Annotated in this window: 18 protein-coding genes; 13 read left to right on the top strand and 5 right to left on the bottom strand. The window is 72.6% G+C overall.

Annotated features, from left to right (window positions below):
* Positions 1-14: 14 nt before the first annotated feature.
* Positions 15-1,325, bottom strand: coding sequence for an NAD(P)/FAD-dependent oxidoreductase (locus tag ABZT47_RS02990; protein ID WP_354835502.1), 1,311 nt, complete (start codon positions 1,323-1,325; stop codon positions 15-17).
* Positions 1,326-1,523: 198 nt separating this feature from the next.
* Between ABZT47_RS02990 and ABZT47_RS02985 the strand changes: the two genes are divergently transcribed.
* The 4 genes from ABZT47_RS02985 to ABZT47_RS02970 all read left to right on the top strand — a co-directional run bounded on the left by ABZT47_RS02985 (position 1,524) and on the right by ABZT47_RS02970 (position 5,546).
* On the top strand, positions 1,524-2,372 hold the full coding sequence (locus ABZT47_RS02985; RefSeq protein ID WP_354835500.1) for an aldo/keto reductase: 849 nt from the start codon (positions 1,524-1,526) through the stop codon (positions 2,370-2,372).
* A 180-nt stretch (positions 2,373-2,552) separates the two neighbouring features.
* Positions 2,553-3,857, top strand: coding sequence for an ABC transporter substrate-binding protein (locus ABZT47_RS02980; protein ID WP_354835498.1), 1,305 nt, complete (start codon positions 2,553-2,555; stop codon positions 3,855-3,857).
* Positions 3,857-4,732, top strand: coding sequence for a sugar ABC transporter permease (locus ABZT47_RS02975; protein WP_354835496.1), 876 nt, complete (start codon positions 3,857-3,859; stop codon positions 4,730-4,732). The genes ABZT47_RS02980 and ABZT47_RS02975 overlap by 1 nt, the downstream gene beginning before the upstream one ends.
* Positions 4,722-5,546 (top strand): carbohydrate ABC transporter permease, encoded by an 825-nt coding sequence (locus tag ABZT47_RS02970; protein ID WP_354835494.1) that lies wholly within the window; start codon positions 4,722-4,724, stop codon positions 5,544-5,546. The genes ABZT47_RS02975 and ABZT47_RS02970 overlap by 11 nt, the downstream gene beginning before the upstream one ends.
* Before the next feature lie 74 nt (positions 5,547-5,620).
* On the opposite strand, the gene ABZT47_RS02965 is transcribed toward ABZT47_RS02970, so the two are convergent.
* Positions 5,621-6,478, bottom strand: coding sequence for an SDR family oxidoreductase (locus ABZT47_RS02965; protein WP_354835492.1), 858 nt, complete (start codon positions 6,476-6,478; stop codon positions 5,621-5,623).
* Positions 6,479-6,593: 115 nt separating this feature from the next.
* On the opposite strand from ABZT47_RS02965, the gene ABZT47_RS02960 reads away from it, so the two are divergent.
* The 8 genes from ABZT47_RS02960 to ABZT47_RS02925 all read left to right on the top strand — a co-directional run bounded on the left by ABZT47_RS02960 (position 6,594) and on the right by ABZT47_RS02925 (position 13,450).
* Entirely contained in the window at positions 6,594-7,001 is a 408-nt protein-coding gene (locus ABZT47_RS02960; RefSeq protein WP_354835490.1) for a helix-turn-helix domain-containing protein, read from the top strand.
* A 118-nt stretch (positions 7,002-7,119) separates the two neighbouring features.
* The gene (locus ABZT47_RS02955) at positions 7,120-7,929 is read left to right on the top strand and encodes an MBL fold metallo-hydrolase (protein ID WP_354835488.1); all 810 of its coding nucleotides are present in this window, start codon (positions 7,120-7,122) and stop codon (positions 7,927-7,929) included.
* A gap of 326 nt (positions 7,930-8,255) precedes the next feature.
* On the top strand, positions 8,256-8,819 hold the full coding sequence (locus ABZT47_RS02950) for a snapalysin family zinc-dependent metalloprotease (protein WP_354835486.1): 564 nt from the start codon (positions 8,256-8,258) through the stop codon (positions 8,817-8,819).
* A 281-nt stretch (positions 8,820-9,100) separates the two neighbouring features.
* The gene (locus tag ABZT47_RS02945; protein ID WP_354835484.1) at positions 9,101-10,228 is read left to right on the top strand and encodes a PfkB family carbohydrate kinase; all 1,128 of its coding nucleotides are present in this window, start codon (positions 9,101-9,103) and stop codon (positions 10,226-10,228) included.
* A gap of 204 nt (positions 10,229-10,432) precedes the next feature.
* Complete coding sequence (locus ABZT47_RS02940; protein WP_354835482.1) at positions 10,433-11,086, top strand: hypothetical protein; 654 nt, start codon at positions 10,433-10,435, stop codon at positions 11,084-11,086.
* A gap of 69 nt (positions 11,087-11,155) precedes the next feature.
* Positions 11,156-11,986 carry a class I SAM-dependent methyltransferase gene (locus ABZT47_RS02935; protein ID WP_354835480.1) on the top strand — a complete coding sequence of 277 codons (831 nt, stop codon included), beginning with the start codon at positions 11,156-11,158 and terminating at the stop codon, positions 11,984-11,986.
* Positions 11,987-12,105: 119 nt separating this feature from the next.
* Positions 12,106-12,675 (top strand): XRE family transcriptional regulator, encoded by a 570-nt coding sequence (locus ABZT47_RS02930; protein WP_354835478.1) that lies wholly within the window; start codon positions 12,106-12,108, stop codon positions 12,673-12,675.
* A 25-nt stretch (positions 12,676-12,700) separates the two neighbouring features.
* A complete protein-coding gene (locus ABZT47_RS02925) occupies positions 12,701-13,450 on the top strand; it encodes a LysE family transporter (protein ID WP_354835476.1) in 750 nt (249 codons plus the stop codon).
* Positions 13,451-13,497: 47 nt separating this feature from the next.
* On the opposite strand, the gene ABZT47_RS02920 is transcribed toward ABZT47_RS02925, so the two are convergent.
* The 3 genes from ABZT47_RS02920 to ABZT47_RS02910 form a co-directional block, all read right to left on the bottom strand.
* Positions 13,498-14,130: an alpha-ketoglutarate-dependent dioxygenase AlkB gene (locus ABZT47_RS02920; protein ID WP_354835474.1), complete on the bottom strand. Its 633-nt coding sequence runs from the start codon at positions 14,128-14,130 to the stop codon at positions 13,498-13,500.
* A gap of 76 nt (positions 14,131-14,206) precedes the next feature.
* Positions 14,207-14,938, bottom strand: coding sequence for a 4'-phosphopantetheinyl transferase superfamily protein (locus ABZT47_RS02915; RefSeq protein WP_354835472.1), 732 nt, complete (start codon positions 14,936-14,938; stop codon positions 14,207-14,209).
* Between the two features lie 774 nt (positions 14,939-15,712).
* Positions 15,713-18,718: a BTAD domain-containing putative transcriptional regulator gene (locus ABZT47_RS02910; protein ID WP_354835470.1), complete on the bottom strand. Its 3,006-nt coding sequence runs from the start codon at positions 18,716-18,718 to the stop codon at positions 15,713-15,715.
* A gap of 822 nt (positions 18,719-19,540) precedes the next feature.
* Between ABZT47_RS02910 and ABZT47_RS02905 the strand changes: the two genes are divergently transcribed.
* Positions 19,541-19,656: S-adenosylmethionine synthetase N-terminal domain-containing protein (locus ABZT47_RS02905; RefSeq protein ID WP_354836556.1), on the top strand; the 116-nt coding region annotated here is incomplete at its 3' end.

Below are 19,656 nucleotides of genomic sequence, written 5' to 3'. Positions count from 1 at the left end.
CCCGGCGGGCGCGGTCAGCCGTCCTGGGCGTGCGGGCGCTCAGGGGTGGTCGAGTCGAGCGGGACCGCCGAGCCGCGCACCAGGTCGAGCTGGACGGTCTGCCGGGGCAGCACCGCGTCCAGCAGCCAGTTCCCGGCGATGCGGGTGCGCCCGCCGGGCACGGCCAGCAGGTGGTATCCCCGCGTCACCGCCTTGGCGGCCAGGCCGGACAGCGGCACGCCGAGCGGATTGGCGGCCGCCTTGGCCCCGCCCAGGTCCACCACGAACCCCAGGTCGCTGTGCCGGTAGGGACGGCGCTCCTTGCGGCCGTAGGAGGCGGCGATGTTGTCGGCGGCGCGCGTCCCCTGGCGGGTGGCGTGCTGGGCGGTCATCGCCGTGTACTCGCCCGGACGGGTGAGGTCGGGCACCGCCGCCGCGTCGCCGCAGGCGAAGATCTCCGGACGCCCCGGGACCGACAGATACTCGTCCACGAGCAGCCGGCCGCGCTCGGTCGGCAGGCCGAGCGACTCGACCAGCGGGTCGGGGCGGACGCCGACGCACCAGATGAGCGAACGGGTGGGCACGAACTCCCCGTCGGACAGTTTGACGCCGTCGGCGGTGGCCTCCGACACGGTGATGCCGGGCCGGATGTCGAGGCCGCGCCCGACGAGAGTGCGGTGCGCCGTGCGCGACAGTCGCTCGTCGAGCTCGGGGAGGATGCGGGGGGCCTTGTCGACCAGCAGCCAGCGGTCGGGCTGGTCGCGCAGCCCCGGCCGGCGGCGCTTGGCGTCCCGGGTGAGCAACTGGCCCTGCGCCGCGACCTCGGTGCCGGTGTAGCCGGCGCCCACCACGACGAACGTGCAGCGCGCTTCGCGCTCCTTGGGGTCGTCGCTCGCGTCGGCCAGCTCGATCTGGCGGATCAGGTGGTCGCGCAGGTACAGCGCCTCGGCGATGCTGCGGAAGCCGTGGGCGTGCTCGGCCACCCCGGGGATGGGCAGCAGCTTGTTCACGCTGCCGACCGCGAGGAGCAGCCGGTCGTAGCGCAGCTCGCGCCGGTTGCCCTCGGCGTCGGTGCACTCGACGCGGCGCGCGTCGGCGTCCACCCGGTCCACGGCGGCCAGCAGGTGCCGGACGCCGGGCAGGTTGCCCGACAGGGGGATGGCCACCTTGCGGGGGTCCAGGACGCCGGCCGCCACCTCCGGCAGCAGGGGGAGGTAGAGGAAGTAGTCGGTGGGGTTGACCAGGACGATCTCGATCGCGCCTTTGGCGAGGCGGGCGAGGCGGCGTGCGGCGGTGAAACCCGCGAACCCCGCGCCGGCGATGACGACGCGCTGCCGGTCGGCCATGGGCGGTCCTTTCCGCTCGAAGGGATGGGACGTCCGCTTCAGGTACCCGCCCCCCGGACCGGGAACCTCCCCGGAGGCGAATCGGCTCGCGCCGGCCGGCGGAATACACCCGGCCTTCGGGGGATTGGACAGGTGCACCGCTGATCGGCCGATCAGCCGGCCCGCTACGCGCGCACGCGCCGCCGAGGAGTCCCGCACATGGCAGTACCCGCCGCACCCGCCGCACCCACCGTCAAGCTGGTCAACGGCGCCTCGATCCCCGCGATCGGGCTGGGCACCTACCCGATGACCGACAGCGAGGCCGAGGTCGTCGTGGCCGACGCCGTCCAGGCCGGCTACCGGCTGTTCGACACCGCCTACGCCTACGGCAACGAAGTGGGGGTGGGGCGGGGCCTGCGCGCCTCCGGAGTGCCGCGCGAGGAGCTGTTCGTCACCACCAAGCTGAACGGGGAGTGGCACGGCTACCAGGCGGCGCAGGAGGCGTTCCAGGCGAGCGCCGATCGGCTGGGCGTGGACTACGTCGACCTCTACCTGATCCACTGGCCGCTGCCCCGGCAGGACCGGTTCGTCGAGGCGTGGAAGGGCCTGGTCAAGCTGCTCCAGGACGGCCGGGTGCGCGCCATCGGCGTCTCCAACTTCAAGCCCGCGCACATCGACCGCATCGTGGCCGAGACCGGGGTGGTGCCCGACGTCAACCAGATCCAGCTCAATCCGGACCTCACCCGGGACGCCGCCCGCGACTACCACGCCGCCCACGGCATCGCCACGCAGTCGTGGAGCCCGCTGGGCGGCAGCGGCACCGGGCCGCTGTCGGAGAAGGTCGTCACCGGCCTGGCCGAGCGGTACGGCAAGACGCCGGCCCAGATCGTGCTCCGCTGGCACCTGGACCTCGGCCTGATCACGGTGCCGAAGTCCGCGACCCCCGAGCGGGTCAGGGCGAACATCGACGTGTTCGACTTCTCCCTGACCGCCGAGGAGGTGGCGGCGATCAGCGCCCTGGACAAGGGCGAGGCCGCCGCCGTCGACTCCGACGTGGTCGGCCACTGATCTGCTCATCGGCCTGGTTTCGCTCGGCGGCCGGGGACGTGATAGCCGGCGATCTTGGGGTACATGGGTGATCGTGGGAGTCTCTACAACACGTCTTTACCTACTTATAAAGTAGGTCACCGTGATCCACCGGCCGTACGCCGCACGTCCCATGGAGCCCCGAGAGCGACAGGACGGAAGATGATGATCAGCAAGAGGGTCGCCGCCGGCGCCATCGCGTCGGGTCTCATGCTCGCCGCCGCCGCGTGCGGGGGCACCGGCGCGCACCAGGGGTCCGGCGGCGCCGGCGGCTCCGGCGCGGCGGGCGGCACGTTCACCTACTGGACCAGCGGCTGGCAGCCGGCCCAGATCGCCGAGGTCGACGCGGCCTTCGACAAGGCCCACCCCGGCATGCACGCCAAAGGCGAGTACATCGCCAGCTCCGACCAGTACCTGCCCAAGGTCATCGCCGCGCTGAAGAACGGCACCCAGCCCACGGTGCTGCTCACGCAGAACCCCTCCGACCTGCCGATCCTCAACCAGAGCGGCAAGCTGATCCCGCTGGACGGCAAGCTCACCGCCGAGACCGACGCGCTGTACCCCGGCATCAAGGAGTCCCTGTTCCACAAGGGCCACCAGCTCGGCATGGCGCTGGCCGGAGTGGGCGACATCGTGCTGTTCTACAACAAGAAGGCCTTCGCCGACGCCGGCATCGCCAAGCCGCCCGCCACCTGGACCGAGCTGGCCGCCGACGCCGAGAAGCTCTCCGACCCCGCCAAGAACAAGTACGGCTTCTACGTGCCGCTCGGCGAGGCCGAATGGATCTCCTTCGCCTGGGCGCCGATGCTCTACGCCGAAGGCGGGTCCTTCCTCAACGCCGACGGCACCGCCACCGCCTTCAACAGCCCCGCCGGCGTCAAGGCCCTGACCACCTGGGTGGACCTGCTGAAGAAACGCGCGGCGCCCAGCACCAGCTACGCGCAGGCCGGCAGCTTCGACGGCGCCCCCGCGTTCGCCAGCGGCACCGTCGCCATGATCGTCAACGGCCAGTGGGCGGTGCCCACGTTCGAGAAGGCCGGCATCGACTTCGGCGTGGCGCCGATGCCCGCCGGCGCGTCCGGCACGGCCACGAGCCTCGGCATCGGCGTGGCGGCGCTGCTGAAGACCGACCCGGCGGCGGAGAAGGCCGGCCTCGCGTTCCTCAAGTTCCTCGCCACCCCCGAGCGGGGCGCCTACCTGGCGGTCAAGAGCGGCGGCCTGCCCTCGGACCCGGCCCAGCTCGAACAGCCGGAGCTCAAGAAGCACATCGACGGTGACCCGACCTACCCGGTGTTCGCCGAGGCCGAGAAGACCGGCAAGGTCCGCCCGATCACCCCGGCCTACAACGCGATCTCCCAGAGCCTGTGGACCGAGATCAACGCGGCGCTCAAGGGGCGCCAGACCCCGGCGCAGGCGCTGGCCAAGGCGGCGCGGGAGGGTGACGCGGCCCTGAAGAAACTCGGCTGATGCGGCGCTCGCGCCGCACCTGGGCGCTCGGGTACGCGTTCGTGGCGCCCACGGTGCTGCTGACCGTGCTGTTCTCGCTGGTGCCGCTGGCCATGCTGCTGTGGCGCAGCCTGTACAGCGGCGGGGTGTTCGACGTCGAGCCGCGGTTCGTCGGCCTGGACAACTACGCGGACATGCTCGGCGAGGGCGGCGCCCGGGCGCTCGGCGTCACCGGCCTCTACACCGCCGGGTTCGTCGTGCTGACGATGGGCGCCGGGCTGGTGCTGGCCCTGCTGCTCAACTCGCGGGCGCCCGGTGTGGCGCGGCTGCGGGCGCCGTTCGTCATCCCGCTCGTCGTCCCGGTGGTCGCGACCGCGCTGATCTGGGCGAACATGTTCGCGCCGCAGTTCGGGCTGATCAACCGGCTGCTCAGCGCGGTGCGCCTGCCGCAGGCGGACTTCCTGTCCTCCCCGGGGCTCGCGCTGGCCGCCGTGCTGACCTTCGGCGCCTGGCAGTTCTTCGGGCAGAACGTCATCCTCTACGTCGCGGCCCTGAAGTCGGTGCCCCGGGACGTGCTGGACGCGGCCAGCGTGGACGGCGCCGGGGCCTGGCGGCGCTTCCTCCACGTCCAGTGGCCGATCATGCGGCGCCACACCCTGCTGATCTGGGTGGTCACCACGCTCACCGGCCTGCAGACCTTCACCCAGATCTACGTGCTGACCCAGGGCGGCCCGGACGGCGCCACCCAGACCGCGCTCTACTACGTCTACAACGAGGGGTTCGTCCAGTTCGACACCGGGCGCGCGAACGCCATGGGGGTCGCGCTGTTCCTCATCTCGCTGCTGGTCACCGTGACGCAGATCTGGCTGCTCGGGCGGGTCGACCGTGCCCGCTAGCCTGGTCGCCCGCCGCTCGGTGGTGTACGCGCTGCTCGGCCTGGCCGTGCTCATCGTGGCCTTCCCGCTGGTGTGGATGGCGGTGAGCGCGCTCAAGACCGACGCCGAGATCATCAACCCGGCCGCGCCGCTGTGGCCGCGCGACCCGCAGTGGTCCAACATCGGCCGCGCGCTGTCGCAGGCCCCGTTCGGCCGGTGGTACCTCAACACCGCGATCTTCGGCGTGGCCGCCACCGCGGGCCAGCTCGCCAGCGGGCTGCTGGCCGGCTACGCCTTCGCCATGCTGGACTTCCCGGGCAGGCGCCCGCTGTTCCTGCTCGCGCTCAGCGGGCTGATGGTGCCCTTCAGCGCCATCATCGTGCCGATGTCGCAGCTCCTGGGCGACCTCGGCTGGCTGAACACCTACCAGGGCCTCATCGTGCCGAACATCGCCTCGGCGCTGGGCGCGTTCCTGTTCCGGCAGTTCTTCCTCGGCACGCCGCGCGAGCTCGGGGAGGCCGCCCGCATCGACGGCGCCTCGGAGCTGCGCGTGTTCCTCAGCGTGTACGCCCCGCTGGCCCGGCCGGTCGTCGCGGCGCTGGCCATCATCCTGTTCCTGCAGAACTGGAACAACTTCCTGTTCCCGCTGATCGTGGTGAACACCACCGACATGGCCGTGCTGTCGCAGGGGCTGTCGGTGTTCCAGAGCCAGTTCACCACCCAGTACAACCTGATCATGGCGGCGTCGCTCATCACGATCGTCCCGGTCCTGGTGGTGGCCGTCGCCGCCCAGCGTCACATCATCGAGGGCATCACCCTCGGCGCCCTCGACTGAGGGCGCCGAGGGGCGCTCCGCTCCGCGCGGCATGGCCGCCGCCGGGCGGGACGGTCGCGCTCCCGGTGAGAGCGTCAGGCGTCGCCGAGAAGGGCGGCAACCGTGTCGCGCAGGGGCGTGGTGGGCCGCCCGATGAGCCGGCGCAGCTCGCCCGTGGCGTCGCCGATCTCTCCCTTGGCGATGGCGACGTCGAAGCCGGCGTAGGCGGCGGCGAGCTCGGGCGCAAGCCCCGCCTCGGCCAGCAGTCGCTCGTAGGCCTCGACCGGCAGGTCCTGGTAGGAGACCGGCCTGCCGGCGACCGCGGAGACCTCGGCGGCGAGCTCGGGCAGGCTCCAGGCGAGGTCCCCGGACAGCTCGTAGACCGTGTTCTCGTGCCCCACGCCGGTCAGCACGGCCACCGCGGCGGCGGCGTAGTCGTCGCGGGTGGCGCTCGCGACGCGGCCCTCGCCGGCGCTGCCGAAGATGGAGCCGGTCGCGGCGCCCTGCGCGATCGCCGCGGCGTGGTTCTCGCTGTACCAGCCGTTGCGCAGGAAGGTGAAGGGAAGGCCGGAGGCGCGGATGTGCTCCTCGGTGGCCTTGTGCTCGGGCGCGATCGAGACGGTCGCGGTGTCGGCGTGCAGCAGGCTGGTGTAGGCGATGCGGGCGACCCCGGCCTCGACGGCGGCGTCCACGACGGCGACGTGCTGCGGCAGACGGCCGCCCACCAGGTCCGAGGAGATGAGCAGTACGACGTCCCCGGCCCCGAAGGCCCCCTTCAGCGTCTCGGGCCGGTCGTAGTCGGCCTCGCGGACCAGCACGCCGCGGGCGGCGAGGTCGGCGGCCTTCTCGGGGCTGCGCACGGCCGCCACGATCTGGCCGGTGGGGACGCGCTCCAGCAGTCCTTCCACGACGCGGCGGCCGAGCTGCCCGGTCGCGGCGGTGACGACGATCATCTGTGCTCCTTCGTTGGCGACATCTCGCGGGAAGGTTAGTACTAACTTTCAGAAAGTGCTAGTCAAAAGTTAGTACGGTGCGACGCGCAGTGAGGTGACGGCGTAGGCTGCGACCATGAACGAGCAGGGCACCGCCCAGGCCGAGGAGCACGGGCGGCTCATCTTCGACGTGTTCGCCCGCGGATGCCCCTCGCGCGAGACGATGGAGCACATCACCGGCCGCTGGGGCATCCTGGCCATGCTCGCGCTCAGCGAGGGCCCCTACCGCTTCAACGCGCTGCGCCGCAGGGTCGACGGGGTCAGCGAGAAGATGCTGGCGCAGACCCTGCAGGCCCTCGAACGCGACGGCCTGATCCACCGCGAGGCGCAGCACACCATCCCGCCCCGCGTGGAGTACAGCCTCACCCCGCTCGGCCAGGAGGCCGCCCGTCGTCTGCTCGGCCTGTACGAGTGGCTGGGGGGCCAGATGCCCAAGATCATGGAGGCCCGCGACCACTACGACGAGGCCAGGAACCGCGCCTGACCCGTCCGCGCGCCCTGCCCGCCCGCCCTCCCGGCGCGACCGGCGGGCGCCCATGGTGGCATAAGAGGTGAGGCCAGGCGGGTGACGCCAGGTCCACAGGGGAGCGGAAGGAGCCGATATGACGGGGCGCATCGGGGTGGAGCGGCAGGAGTGCGCGGTCACCGTGCTGGGCGGGCCCACGACGGTCATCGACATCGGCGGCCTGCGACTGGTCGCCGACCCCACGTTCGACGACCCGGGGCCGCACGCGTACCTGACCAAGCTCACCGGTCCCGCCGCCTCCGAGGACGAGGTCGGCCCCGTGGACGCGGTGCTGGTCAGCCACGACCTGCACCCGGACAACCTCGACGACCGCGGGCGCGCGTTCGCGCTGGCCGCGCCGGTGCTGCTGACCGGGCCGGCGACCGCCCGGCGGCTCGGGCCGCCGGCCATCGGGCTCGCCCCCTGGACCACCTACGAGCTGCCGCGCGCCGACGGCGGCGGGCGCCTTTCGGTCCACGCCCTGCCCGCCGTGCACGGCCCGCAGGACGGGGCGCGCGACGAGGACGGCCACGTGAACTGCGAGGTCACCGGCTTCCTGCTGGCCGGCCAAGATCTGCCGACCGTGTACGTCAGCGGTGACAACGCCTCGCTCGGCGTGGTCGCCGAGATCGCCCGGCGGGTGGGGCCGGTCGACGCGGCCGTGCTGTTCGTCGGCGGGGCACGGGTGCCGCGGAAGGAACGCGGCCGGCCTCTCACGCTCACCAGCGAGCGCGCCGGCGCGGCCGCGGCCGTGCTGGGAGCGCCGATCGTCATCCCCGCGCACTACGACGGATGGGCGCACTTCAGCGAGGGCCGCGCCGACATCGACCGAGCCTTCGACGACGCCGGGCTGACCACTCTGCTGCGCGGCGGCGAGCACGGCGAATGGATCCCCCTGACCCTCTGACACAACGCCCTGTCCCCGATCCACGCCCCATGACGGCACCGCCGCGCGGGGCCCGTCCTGTGGTGCGTTCAGGGGACATTCGCGACTGCTTTGTCGTGACGGTTCCGCGTGCCACCCCATGACGCCACCGGCGGCATCGAGGTGCGGCTGTGCGGCGATCCATAACGCGGTGGTAGGGGGGAACTGGCGTATCCCCGGGTGGAGGGCGGCGCGCGTACGTTGGCGGGAGCCTCACCCGAGGACTCCGCAGGTCGCGGGCCGCCGTGCCGGTGATCCCTTCGGCGTGCCTCGCGGTGGCCGTCCCCACCTTGAGGAGACCCGATCACGTGTCACGAATCCTTCGCACCGTCTCGGCTCTGCTGCTCGGCCTGGCCTTCCTCGTCACCGTGTCGCCCGCCCCGGCGGCCTCCGCACAGGTCGGCGCCGCCGTCCGCGTGCTGCGGTACGACGCGACCCGCGCCGCCGAGTTCCGCACCGTCATGGACCAGGCCGCGCAGGTGTGGAACGCCAGTGTGACCAACGTCCGCCTGGTCGCCGGCACCCCCGCCGACTTCGTCGTGCTCGCCGACAACGGCTGGCCGCGCACGCAGATGGCCGGCCTCGGCCGCGGCACGATCTGGATGGGCCGCGAGGCGACCGCGGAGGGGTACTACCCGCTGCGCATCGCCACCCACGAGATGGGGCACATCCTCGGCCTGCCCGACCGCCGCACCGGCCGCTGCAGCGACCTGATGTCCGGCTCCAGCGCCCCGGTGAGCTGCACCAACGCCAACCCGAGCGCCGTGGAGCGCACGGAGGTGAACGCGAACTTCGCCGGCTTCGCCAACCTGGCCGAGTTCGACAGGCTGTACGTCGACCGCCCGGACGCCGCCCTGGCTCCGGCGCGGTAGCGGGCCGTCGCGCGCGCCCGCCTGGTGAGCCGGCGAGTGGTTCCCGGCGGTACGTCGGCCCGCTCGGCCGAGCCGGTCGGTTCCAGTGGCGAGCCGGACCGGTCGGCCGAGCCGGTCGGATCCGGTGGCGAGGCGGACCGGTCGGCCGAGCCGGTCGCGTCCGGTGGCGAGCCGGATCGGTCGGATTCGACGGTGCGCCGGTCCGGCCGTTCCACCGACCACGGCGGCCGGTCGCCAGGGGAGAGCGCGGCGTGGGTTCGGGCGTGTGGTTACGTTTGGGCATGACGATGTCGCGGGCGCTGTTCGCCGGGTTGTGCACGCTCGACCTGGTGCAGTCGGTCGAACGGATGCCCTCGCCCAACGAGAAGATCACGGCGTTGGCCCAGGTCGTCGCCGCGGGGGGACCGGCGACCAACGCGGCCGTCGCCTTCTCCCATCTCGGCGGCGAGGCGACGCTGCTCAGCGCGGTCGGCGCGCATCCGCTGGTCACCGGCATCGACGCCGACCTCGCCGAGTACGGCGTGCGCCGCGTGGACGCCACCCCGGCGGCGACCGAGCCGCCGGCCGTTTCCACCATCATGGTGACCCGGGGAAGCGGGGACCGGGCGGTGGTCTCGGTGAACGCCGCCCACCAGCGCGCCGAGCCGCCCTCCGATCTCGCTTCGCTGGTGGCGGCGAGCCAGGCGGTGCACCTGGACGGCCACCACCCGCGCCTGGCCCTCGCCGCGGCGCGGGCCGCGCGCGAGCAGGGCCGCCTCACCGTCCTCGACGCCGGGAGCTGGAAGTCCGGCACGGCCGAACTGCTGCCCTACATCGACGTCGCCGTGGCGTCCGCCGAGTTCCACCCGCCCGGCACCCGGACGCCCGAGGAGGCGCTCGCCCACCTGCACGCGGCCGGCGTGCCGTGGACGGCGGTCACCCGCGGCCCGGCCCCGGTGCTGTGGCGAGGCCCGAGGCGGGACGACGGTCCCGACGTGGTGCGAACCGTGTCCCCCCGAACACCTACGGCGGGACGCGCCACCGCCGAGGCGCCGCCTTTCCTGGGGGACGACCACGTGGCCTCACCTCCGAAAAGCCGCGAGGACCCGTCGATGCCGGGGGAGACGCGGGTCTCGGCGCCTGGTGACTTGGGAGTCTCGGCGCCGGGTGGGACGGGGGTCTCGGCGCCGGGTGGGACGGGGATGCGGCCTGTTCCGCGGGTCGACGTCGTGGACACCCTCGGCGCCGGCGACGTCCTGCACGGGGCCCTGACCTTCGCGCTGTGCCGGGCGATGCCGGCGGACGGCGGGCCGGCGGGCTTCGCCGGGCGACTCGACGCCGGCGCCTTCATCGCGGCGCTCGACTTCGCCATAGCGATCGCCTCCCGGGCATGCCGCTCTTTCGGCACCCGATCTTGGACGCGCCCTTGATCCCCACGTGCCACGGGCCTGTCCGCACGCCAGGCCCGTGCGCTCCGCTGACCTCCTGCCCGGCTTCCCCGTGGCTGCTGCGGTCGCCGCCGGAGGGGGGAGCCGGGGAGCGGAGCGGCGCCCGAAGGTAAAGGTCCGGCCTGTTCGGGGATCAGGTCGCCCAATGACCCGGCCGGTGAGGACGCCGTAGGAGAAGGTGTCAGCGTGATACGACGTGCCGGCCTGCTCATCATGCCCGGGCTCGTCCTGGTGTCGGGCTGCGGCACCGGGGTGACGCTGGCCGGGGTGCAGTTCGACGACCTCAGGGAGCAGGGGGTGTCCCCCGACCTGGTGTACGTGGTCGACCTGCCGGGATACGAGCCGGCGAGGCAGTCCGTGAGCGTCTACAACGACGAGGGCTTCCAGACCTACTACATCTCCGGCGAAGGCCGGCAGGTGTGGTTCGGCGTCGACCGCGGTTCCTTCAGTGACGAGATCTGCCGCCACTGGCCCGTCCACACCGACGACCCGCCCACCGACGACCCCGACCCCAGGCCGTCCGCCGCCACCCCCGCCCCCGCCTCGTCCACGCCGGCCCCCGCCTCGCCTCCGCCGGCCGCCGCCCCTGCTTCGCCCACGCCGGCCGCCGCCGGCGACCTGCCCGACGCCGACCTGTCCGACGTGCGGGTCTCCTGCGACCGGGACGAGGTGGGGTGGTACCGCACCGACGGCGACCGCCACGAGTACGCCGTCGCCGAGGACGGCCACGTGCTGCGCCTGGCCGGGCTGCGCGCCGATGTCAGCCGGCTGGCCTTGAAGGAGGCCATCGCCACCGCCCGCCACGCCGGCTGGTCCACCGGCCCGAAGCCCCCGGGCTAGCGCAACTCCGTCGTGCGGACCCGTGCTGACCTGCGCGGACTCCCTGCCGGTCGGGTCTACGCTGGAGGGATGGGTACCGAGAAGGTCCACCTCACCAAGGAGAAGGAGACCCTCCTCGCCACCCTGTACGGCCGCGCCGTGCACAGCCGCACACCGGACCCGGTCCTGCGCGATCCGCTGGCAGAGCGGGCCTTCGATCGCATCGACTACGACTTCGGCAAGCTGAGGATGCGCTCCACGGACGCGCTGGGCGTGGCCATCCGGGGCAAGACCTTCGACACCCTCACCGCCGGCCGCCTCGCCGTCGATCCGCGGGCGACGGTGGTCCACCTGGCCTGCGGCCTGGACACCCGCGTCCACCGCCTCGACCCGCCGGAGGCCGTCCGGTGGTTCGACGTCGACTACCCCGACATCATCGCCCTGCGCGAACGCCTCTTCCCACCTCGCGAGGGCACCGCGACGACCGGTTACACCATGATCGGCCTGCCCGCGACCGACCCGGGATGGCTGCCGCGCGTGCCCGCCGACCGCCCGGTGCTGGTCGTGGCCGAGGGCCTGATGATGTACCTCACCACCGAGGAGGTCCATGACCTCCTGCGCCGGATCACCGGCCGGTTCCCCGCCGGCGAGATCGTCTTCGACGCGCTCAGCCACCTCGCCGTGAGGTTCAGCCGCTTCCAGCCCGCCATCCGCGCGACCGGCGCCACCCTGCGCTGGGGCCTGGACGACCCCGCCGAACTCACCGCCGCCGTCCCGGGCCTCCACCTCGCCGAGGAGCTGTTCTTCTCCGATGTCCCGGAGGTGGCCCGTTTCCCCGCGGGGTACCGCGCCGCCCTGGCCGTCATGAACCGCTTCTACTTCCTCAGGAAGGTCGGCCGCATCCTGCGCTACCGCTTCTGAAGGCCGGCGAGACGTCGGAACGATGCGCCTGACAAATACGTTCGGTATAGTGAACGTATGGTTCATTACGTGGGCGCGCGGTCGGTCGCGCTTGCGGCGCGTCTCTCCGGGCGGGCGACATGAACGGGGAGCGGCGTCCGGACGGCGGCGGGGCGGCGGTGGCCGTGGGGGAGCAGATCCGGCGGCGGCGCGCGCAGCGCGGCATGTCGGCGGCCGAGCTGGCCCGCCGTGCCGGGCTCAGCAAGGCGACGCTGTCGGGGCTGGAGGCGGGAACCGGCAACCCGACGATCGACACCCTGGACGCCGTCGCCGTCGCCCTGCACATCCCGCTGACCGACCTGCTGGCCCGGGACACCGACTCCGGCCCGGTCCGCGTCCCGGCCACCGTCGCCAGCCAGGACGAGCCCACCCGGGAACTGCTGCGCCGAGTCGGCAGCGGGCACAGTCTCGAACTGTGGCGCCTGCGCATGCCGCCGCGCACCGGCCTCGCCGGGGTGCCGCACGCGCCCGGCACCGTCGAGCACCTGCTGATCGCCTCCGGCGCGGTCGCCGCCGGTCCGGGCGACGACGTCCGCGAGCTCACCCCCGGCGACCTTCTCGCCTTCGCCGGCGACCGCCCGCACTCCTACCGCACCGGAGACCAGGCCGCCGACATCATCGTCGTCATCGCCTCACCGGTGGTCGGCTGACCCGCACCCTGGAGGATCGTTCACCATGTCTTGGCTCGCGTTGCTTCCCTTGCTCGGATTCTGGACCCTCGCGGTCATCAGCCCCGGGCCCGATTTCCTGATCACTTTGCGGTACTCGGCCGGCCGGTCGCGGGGGAGCGGCCTGCGGGTGGCCGCGGGTGTGGTCACCGGCATCGCCGTGTGGGCGCTCGCCGCACTCTTCGGGCTGACGGTCGTCGTCGAACGATTCGAGTGGCTGTACACGGCGACGCGCGTCGCGGGTGCGCTGTTCCTCGTCGCGCTCGGGGTGCTGACCATCCGCGCGGCCCGCCGCCCGGCCGCGCGTGCCGTCGGGACCGACCTGACGAACCAGGGCGACCCGGGCGGGCGGACCGGGACGGCCACAGGGGAGATGGCCGCTTCGGCGGAGGAGGCGTTCGGCGACCGGTCGGCGGGCGCGGCCGACGGCGTGACGCCGCCGGTGGAGGCGGGTGCGACGCAGAGCCGGTGGCGCGAGTGGCGGGTCGGGCTGCTGACCAATCTGGCCAACCCCAAGGCCCTCGCCTTCTTCGGCGCGCTTTTCGCGAGCCTGCTGCCGCACGGCGCCTCCATGGCGGTCAGGGCGGGGACACTGGCCACCATGCTCGTCATCGCCTTCACCTGGTTCGGGTGCGTGGCCCTGCTGTCGGCCACCCCGGTGATCGCCAGGAGTTACCGGCGCGCGCGCAGGAAGCTCGACATCGTCACCGGGGCGCTGTTCATCGGCATGGGCTCGCTGCTCATTCCCCGCGGCTGACCAAGGCGTCACCCGGCCGACGGGGGAGCCGTGAACGGGGGAACGGGTCAGCGGACGCCGCGAGGGCGGAACTGGATGCTGATGCGCGGGCCGGTGGGACGGCTGGTCTTGGGGATGGCGTGCTCCCAGGTGCGCTGGCAGCTGCCGCCCATCACGATGAGGTCGCCGTGGCCGAGGTCGTGGCGCAGCGTCGGCCCTCCACCGCCGTGCGGGCGCAGCAGCAGGCTGCGCGGCACGCCCACGGAGATGATCGCGACCATGGTGTCCTCGGTGCCGCCACGCCCGATGCGGTCGCCGTGCCAGGCGACGCTGTCGCGGCCGTCCCGGTAGAAGCACAGCCCGGCCGTGCGGAACGGCTCGCCGAGCTCCTCGCCGTAGTGGGCGTCGAGCGCGCGCCTGGCATCCTCCAGCAGGGGGTCGGGCAGCGGCTCGCCCTCCTCGTAGAACTTCAGCAGGCGGGGTACGTCGACGACCCGGTCGTACATGTGGCGCCGCTCGGCCTTCCAGGGCACGACCCGGGCCAGCCGCTCGAACAACGCGTCGGCGCCGGAGACCCAGGCCGGGCGGACGTCGACCCACGCGCCGTGGGCCAGACGGGTGCGCCGGACCGCCGGCCCCAGCGGGCCGAGGCCGGCCTCGTCACCCCAGTCGAGCAGCGAAGCCTGGAACGCGGTGTCCATACCCGCAGTATATGCGACACTTTCGCACACGTATTCGATAGTCGATCATGCCGGGGAGCCGGAGAGGCGGCGGCGGTCACATCGCGTGCGGCGGTCGTCCCTGGACCGGGGCGCGGTGGACGGCGCCCGGCCGGGGGGAGCCCGCACGGCCCGGAGCCGGCAGCACCACGGCGGTCAGCACGAGCCCGGCGTCGGAGACCCAGCGACCGGAGAAGACCGTGATGCGCAGGCCGCGCACCCGCGGCCCGCCGATCCGCAGCCATGCGGTGAACTCGCCGTTGGCCGGGTCGACGTTGATCAGAATGTCCTGGAAGTCGAGCCACCGCTTGGCCAGCGGGAACCACGCCTTGAACACCGACTCCTTCGCGCTGAAGAGCATGCGGTCCCACTGCACGCGGGGATGCCGGGCGGTGAGCTTGGCCAGGCTCTCACGCTCCTCGGGCAGGGAGATGGCCTCCAGCACGCCCGGCACGAGCGGCTCGTTGGGCTCGGCGTCGATGCCGATGGCCGTGACCTTGGAGGCGGCCGCGACGACGGCCCCGCGGTAGCCGGCGCAGTGGGTGATGCTGCCGACCACGCCCGTGGGCCACTGGGGCTCCCCGCGCAGCCCGGGCAGCACCGGGCCCGGACGCACGCCGAGTTTGCGCAGCGCGTCATGGGCGCACACCCGCGCCGTGCTGAACTCCTGCCGCCGACGGTCGTCGGCGTGCACGACCACCTGCTCCTCTTCGGGGAAGAGCATCGGGTCGGGTGGATCGGTGAACACGTCGACGGCCGCGACGAAGTCGGGCAGGATTGACTTGATCATGATCCCTCGAGGTGCGGCAGGGGGCTGAGGGCGAGCGGGCTCGCGCCAAAAGGTATGGGGAAGACCGGCCAAGGCGAGACGCCGTCGCGCGAGCGTCCGCCGGTCCGCGGCCGGGATGGCGGGACGGCGGCGTTTCGTTTCCCGAAGGAAACGGCGAAATCGGAAACGCCGGCCCCCGGGGACCTTTCGTACCTCACTCGCATGGCGATCACGATCCAAGCGTATCGACGCCGCCGTTCCACGAGGCGTCAACGCCAATCTTTCTCGGGACGGCCGGACGCCGGGCTAGGGCCGGGCACGGGGTACTAAGGGTGCGCGCGGGGACGCCCGGGGAAAAAGACCGGCGTGGCGCCGGCCGGAGGTCGCGGCCGCTCGGCAACGCTCGCACGGGGGATTTCCCGCGTATTCGCGGCCGGCGGGCACCGCCTGGCACGCTCTTATTCGGCCGCCGCCGCCGACAATAGCTGTTTGCGAGATGCGGCGGCGCGCATTCCGGCGTCCAATGCGCGAAAGGACGAGATTGCACACCGGGCGCACATTGCCGTCGCGGCACTTGTTTCCCGGTGACGCCGTCCGGCACCCGCGACGCCTCCCGGCCCCGCGCGGCGACCGGCGGCCCGGCCGCGACCGCCCTTGGACCACGACCGGCCTTGGGTCATGATCGGCCTTAAGCCGCGACCGCCCCTAGGGCCACGACCGGTCTTCGGGTCTTGACCGCGGGACGCCTCTCGCGGGGAGCGCGAGTCGGCCGGTCCGCTCCGGCGTCCAGGCGGGTCAGCCTACCAGTTCGCCCGTCTCGCCCATGCGCTCCGCGGGCGCGAGCATGCCCCGCGCCTCCTCCAGCAACGCCACAGCCCGCTCCTCGAAGGTCGGTGTGCTGATCGACCTGAAGATGTCCAGCGCCCGCTCACACAGCGCGACGGCCCGTTCGCCGTCGTGGCGGGCGATCGCCACCTCGCCGAGGCCGAGCAGCGAACGGCCCTCGGCCAGCAGGTCGCCCGTGCTCACGGCCAGCCGCACCGACTCGTGCAGTGCGTCCTCCGCCGCCGCGGCCTCGCCCTGCCGCAGCCGGGCGACGCCGAGCCCGTTGAAGATGTAGGTCTCCCCGGAGGTGTCGCCGAGCTCGCGCACCATGGTCAGCGCCGTCTCGAAGACCTCGACGGCCTTGTCGGGCTCGTGCGATGCCAGATGGGCATGGCCCATCCGGTGCAGCACCTGGGCCTCCACCCTCCTGCTGCCGCCCTGGCGGCTGAGGTCCAGCGCCTGGGCCAGCAGCTCGCCGGCGCTCTCGCCCCCCGCGGAGTCGCCGCTCTCCAGCCGCACCTGGGCCATGTTGTGCAGCACGTACGCGGCGGCCACCTGGTCGCCGGTGCCGGTGAAGATCTCCAGCGCCTGCCGGGCGCGCGCCATCGCCTGCTCGAACCGGCCGCCCACGCGGTCCAGCAGGCTCATGACCTGCAGTACCAGAGCGGTGCCCTTGTCGTCGCCGACCTCGGCGAACAGGCGCAGCGCCTCCTCGTAGTCCAGCGACGCCTCCGCCAGGCGCCTCTCGGTGAGCTTCAGAGTGCCCGTGGAGTACAACATCGCGGCCTCACCTCGGACGTCGCCGGCCTGCCGGGTGGCCGCGAGGGCGATGGCGTGGGTCTCGCGCCAGTCGTCCAGGTACATCCGCGACTCGAACAGGGTGACCGCGCTGACCGCCAGGTCCCACGTCAGGTCGATGAAGCCCGCGTGCGCGGCCTGGCGGATGCCGGAGACCAGCAGCGTGCGCTCGGCTTCGTACCAGGCGAACGGATCGGCGACCAGCACGCCGGTCAGCTTGTCGGGCAGGGCCCACCGCTCGGCGCCGCTGTGGATCTGGACGTAGTCGCCGCCGTAGGCGCGGCGGTGGGCGGCCTCGGCCAGGAACAGCAGACCGCCGAGCGCCCGTCCCAGCGCGGCCTTGCGCTCGGCGGAGGTCTCCTCCGCCGCCAGGCACTCGCGGGCGTACACGCGCACCAGGTCGTGGAAGCGGTAGGCGCTGTAGGGGCCGTGCCCGCCGGTCGCCTCGATGAGCTGGGCGTCGGCCAGCTCGTCGAACAGTTCCTCGGCGTCGAAGAAGGGCACGTCCATCAGCGCCGCGCCGGTCCAGACGGAGAAGACCCCGCTGTCGAGGATCGCCAGCCGGCGGAACAGCCGCCTGGCCTGCTCGCCGACCGACTCGTAGGTCAGCGAGAGGCTCGCGCGGATGCCCATGTCGCCGTGGTTGAGCTCGTCGAGCCGGCGCGTCTCGTCCGCCAGGCGGCCCACGAGCTGCTCGATGCGCCAGTGGGGACGGGCGGCCAGGCGGGCGCCGGCGATGCGCAGCGCCAGCGGCAGGTGCCCGCACAGCTCCGCCAGCGCCCTGGCCGACTCGATCTCCGACCGGACCCGCTCGGCGCCGGCGATGCGCTCGAGCATCTCGATGGACTGGTCGGTGTCGAAGACGCCGATGTCGACGTGGAGCGCCCCGGCCAGCCCGGCGAGGCGGCTGCGGCTGCTGATGATCACCGCGGAGGTGCGGGTGCCGGGCAGGAGCGGCAGGACCTGGCTCTCGCCGGACGCGTCGTCCAGCACCACCAGGGTCCTGCGGTCGGCGAGGAGCGCGCGGTACATCTCGGCGCGCTCCTCCAGGCTCTCGGGCATCGCGCTGCCGGGGACGCCGAGCGCGCGCAGGAACCGTTCGAGCACGTGCATCGGGCTGACCTGCCGGGAACCGCCGCCGTGCAGGTCGGCGAACAGCCGGCCGTCGGGGTAGCGGCCGGCCACGGTGTGCGCGGCGTGCACCGCGACGGTGGTCTTGCCGATGCCGCCCTTGCCGGCGACGATGATGATCGGCACGGCGAACCGGGTGGGGTCCTCCTCGGCGATCGCCAGTTCGCGTTCGATCGCGTCGATCTGCTTCCTGCGCCCGGTGAAGTCGGCGATCGCGCTCGGCAGCAGGAAGGGCACCGCGGTCACGGACGGCGCCCGCGGCGCCTCGGCGGAGATGACGGCGGCCTTGCCCGGCGGGTCCAGGCTCGAATCGGCGGTGAGGATGGCGTGTTCCAGGCGCTGGAGCTGCTCGTTGGGCTCGATGCCCAGCTCCTCGATCATGGTCTGGCGGGCCAGCCGGTAGACCTGCAGGGCCTCGGCCCGGCGGTCGGCGCGGTACAGGGCCAGCATGAGCTGGCCGCGCAGGCGCTCGCGGAGCGGGTAGCGGTCGACGAGCTGGGTGAGCTCGCCGATCAGCTGCTCGTGCCGTCCGAGGTCGAGCTCGAGCTGCAGGCAGTCCTCGTTGGTCGTCATCCGCTCTTCGGTCAGCCGGCTCGCCGCCGACTGCACCGGCCTGCTCTCGATGCCGTCCAGGGCCTCCTCGCTGCGCCACAGCGCCAGCGCCTCGCGGTAGGCCAGCACCGCCTGGTCGGCGTCGCCGGCGTCCCTGGCGCGCCGGGCCCGCTGGGTCAGCGCCTCGAAGCGCTGGGCGTCCAGGCGGCCTTCGTCGACGCGGATCATGTAACCGCGCGACTGGGTGGTGATGAGGTCCGCGCCTCCGTACGCGGCGAAGAGCCGGCGCAACGAGGAAATGCAGATCTGGACCTGCGCGCGCGCGGTGGGCGGCAGGGCGATGCCGTAGATGGCCTCGGCGAGCCGGTCGACCGTGACGACGCGGTTGGGGTCGAGCAGGAGGTTGGCCAGAGTGATGCGCTGCCGCGTCCCCCCCACGTCCAGCCGCTCAGTGCCCTCGACCACCTCCAGCGGCCCCAGGATTCGGAACTCCACCTGTGACTCCTTGCAAGAGAACCCGCGGGACCACCCGAAGTCTTCGCGCTCTCCCAGTATCGGACACACCGCTCAGGTGACGCGGTTTTTCGGGCTTGAGTGGATCGAATGCCCGGACATGCGGCGGAGCCTCGCGGCGCCGATCGCCCCCTCGCCGACCTTGACCACTTGTCTTCGCATGGTACAACTCGGTGCGCACGACAACTAGGGCATATTCCGGACGCCGAAAGGCCGCCTGCGCATCCGGTTATCGACCGGAGAATATCCTGGCCAGGGGTCGGTGGGGAGCACGGCGCACGGGGCGGGACGGCGCGGCGCCCGCCGCCGCCGACGGCCCGCGCGGCGTGCGACGGGGCCGGTGGCGGTAATAGGGTGAACGGCGGGAAACGCGTGGGGTATCCCCGCGCGCGCGGGCTGCGAGCCCCTTTGAAAAGCATCGCCGGGGTGTCCTCGATAACGCGGCTATCGGCGGCCCGGACGGTAGGGGTCGCACTGGGGTTTCAGCGGGGTCGGGCTCCGGTCTAGCATCGAATCAATCGAGCTTGCAAGGATTTTTAACCGCATGAAGAGGTGATGTCCCTGGTCGCTGGTTTCCTTCGCGGTAAGTCCCCACGCGGGCAAGGGCCATCGCGCGAGCGCCATTCGCACGATGGCCCTTGCTTTTCTCAGGCGAATATCGCCATCGGCTCACCATCGCCACGACGGCGGCCACTCTCCAGCCCGTGATCTTTGTCGGCATGGCCGTCCGCAGTCGTTTCTAATCGAGCTTGAGCACAGGACGCGAGAATTCGGATCTCGCGCCAAGATTCCCGAGGAGTGAAGATGTCCCGCCGCCTGTTCACCTCCGAGTCGGTCACCGAGGGTCACCCGGACAAGATCGCCGACCAGATCAGCGACGCCATCCTCGACGCCATGCTCAAGGGCGATCCGACGAGCCG

Origin of the sequence: Sphaerisporangium sp. NPDC005289, from assembly GCF_040607455.1 — a bacterium.
Taxonomy (GTDB): domain Bacteria; phylum Actinomycetota; class Actinomycetes; order Streptosporangiales; family Streptosporangiaceae; genus Sphaerisporangium; species Sphaerisporangium rhizosphaerae.
This window is presented reverse-complemented; position numbering and strand designations above follow the sequence as displayed.

Bases quoted from the DNA above. Each gene is read 5' to 3' on its own strand.
- ABZT47_RS02990 (WP_354835502.1), bottom strand. From the start codon at position 1,325: ATGGCCGACCGGCAGCGCGTCGTCATCGCCGGCGCGGGGTTCGCGGGT.
- ABZT47_RS02985 (WP_354835500.1), top strand. From the start codon at position 1,524: ATGGCAGTACCCGCCGCACCCGCCGCACCCACCGTCAAGCTGGTCAAC.
- ABZT47_RS02980 (WP_354835498.1), top strand. From the start codon at position 2,553: ATGATGATCAGCAAGAGGGTCGCCGCCGGCGCCATCGCGTCGGGTCTC.
- ABZT47_RS02975 (WP_354835496.1), top strand. From the start codon at position 3,857: ATGCGGCGCTCGCGCCGCACCTGGGCGCTCGGGTACGCGTTCGTGGCG.
- ABZT47_RS02965 (WP_354835492.1), bottom strand. From the start codon at position 6,478: ATGATCGTCGTCACCGCCGCGACCGGGCAGCTCGGCCGCCGCGTCGTG.
- ABZT47_RS02960 (WP_354835490.1), top strand. From the start codon at position 6,594: ATGAACGAGCAGGGCACCGCCCAGGCCGAGGAGCACGGGCGGCTCATC.
- ABZT47_RS02955 (WP_354835488.1), top strand. From the start codon at position 7,120: ATGACGGGGCGCATCGGGGTGGAGCGGCAGGAGTGCGCGGTCACCGTG.
- ABZT47_RS02945 (WP_354835484.1), top strand. From the start codon at position 9,101: ATGACGATGTCGCGGGCGCTGTTCGCCGGGTTGTGCACGCTCGACCTG.
- ABZT47_RS02935 (WP_354835480.1), top strand. From the start codon at position 11,156: ATGGGTACCGAGAAGGTCCACCTCACCAAGGAGAAGGAGACCCTCCTC.
- ABZT47_RS02930 (WP_354835478.1), top strand. From the start codon at position 12,106: ATGAACGGGGAGCGGCGTCCGGACGGCGGCGGGGCGGCGGTGGCCGTG.
- ABZT47_RS02925 (WP_354835476.1), top strand. From the start codon at position 12,701: ATGTCTTGGCTCGCGTTGCTTCCCTTGCTCGGATTCTGGACCCTCGCG.
- ABZT47_RS02920 (WP_354835474.1), bottom strand. From the start codon at position 14,130: ATGGACACCGCGTTCCAGGCTTCGCTGCTCGACTGGGGTGACGAGGCC.
- ABZT47_RS02915 (WP_354835472.1), bottom strand. From the start codon at position 14,938: ATGATCAAGTCAATCCTGCCCGACTTCGTCGCGGCCGTCGACGTGTTC.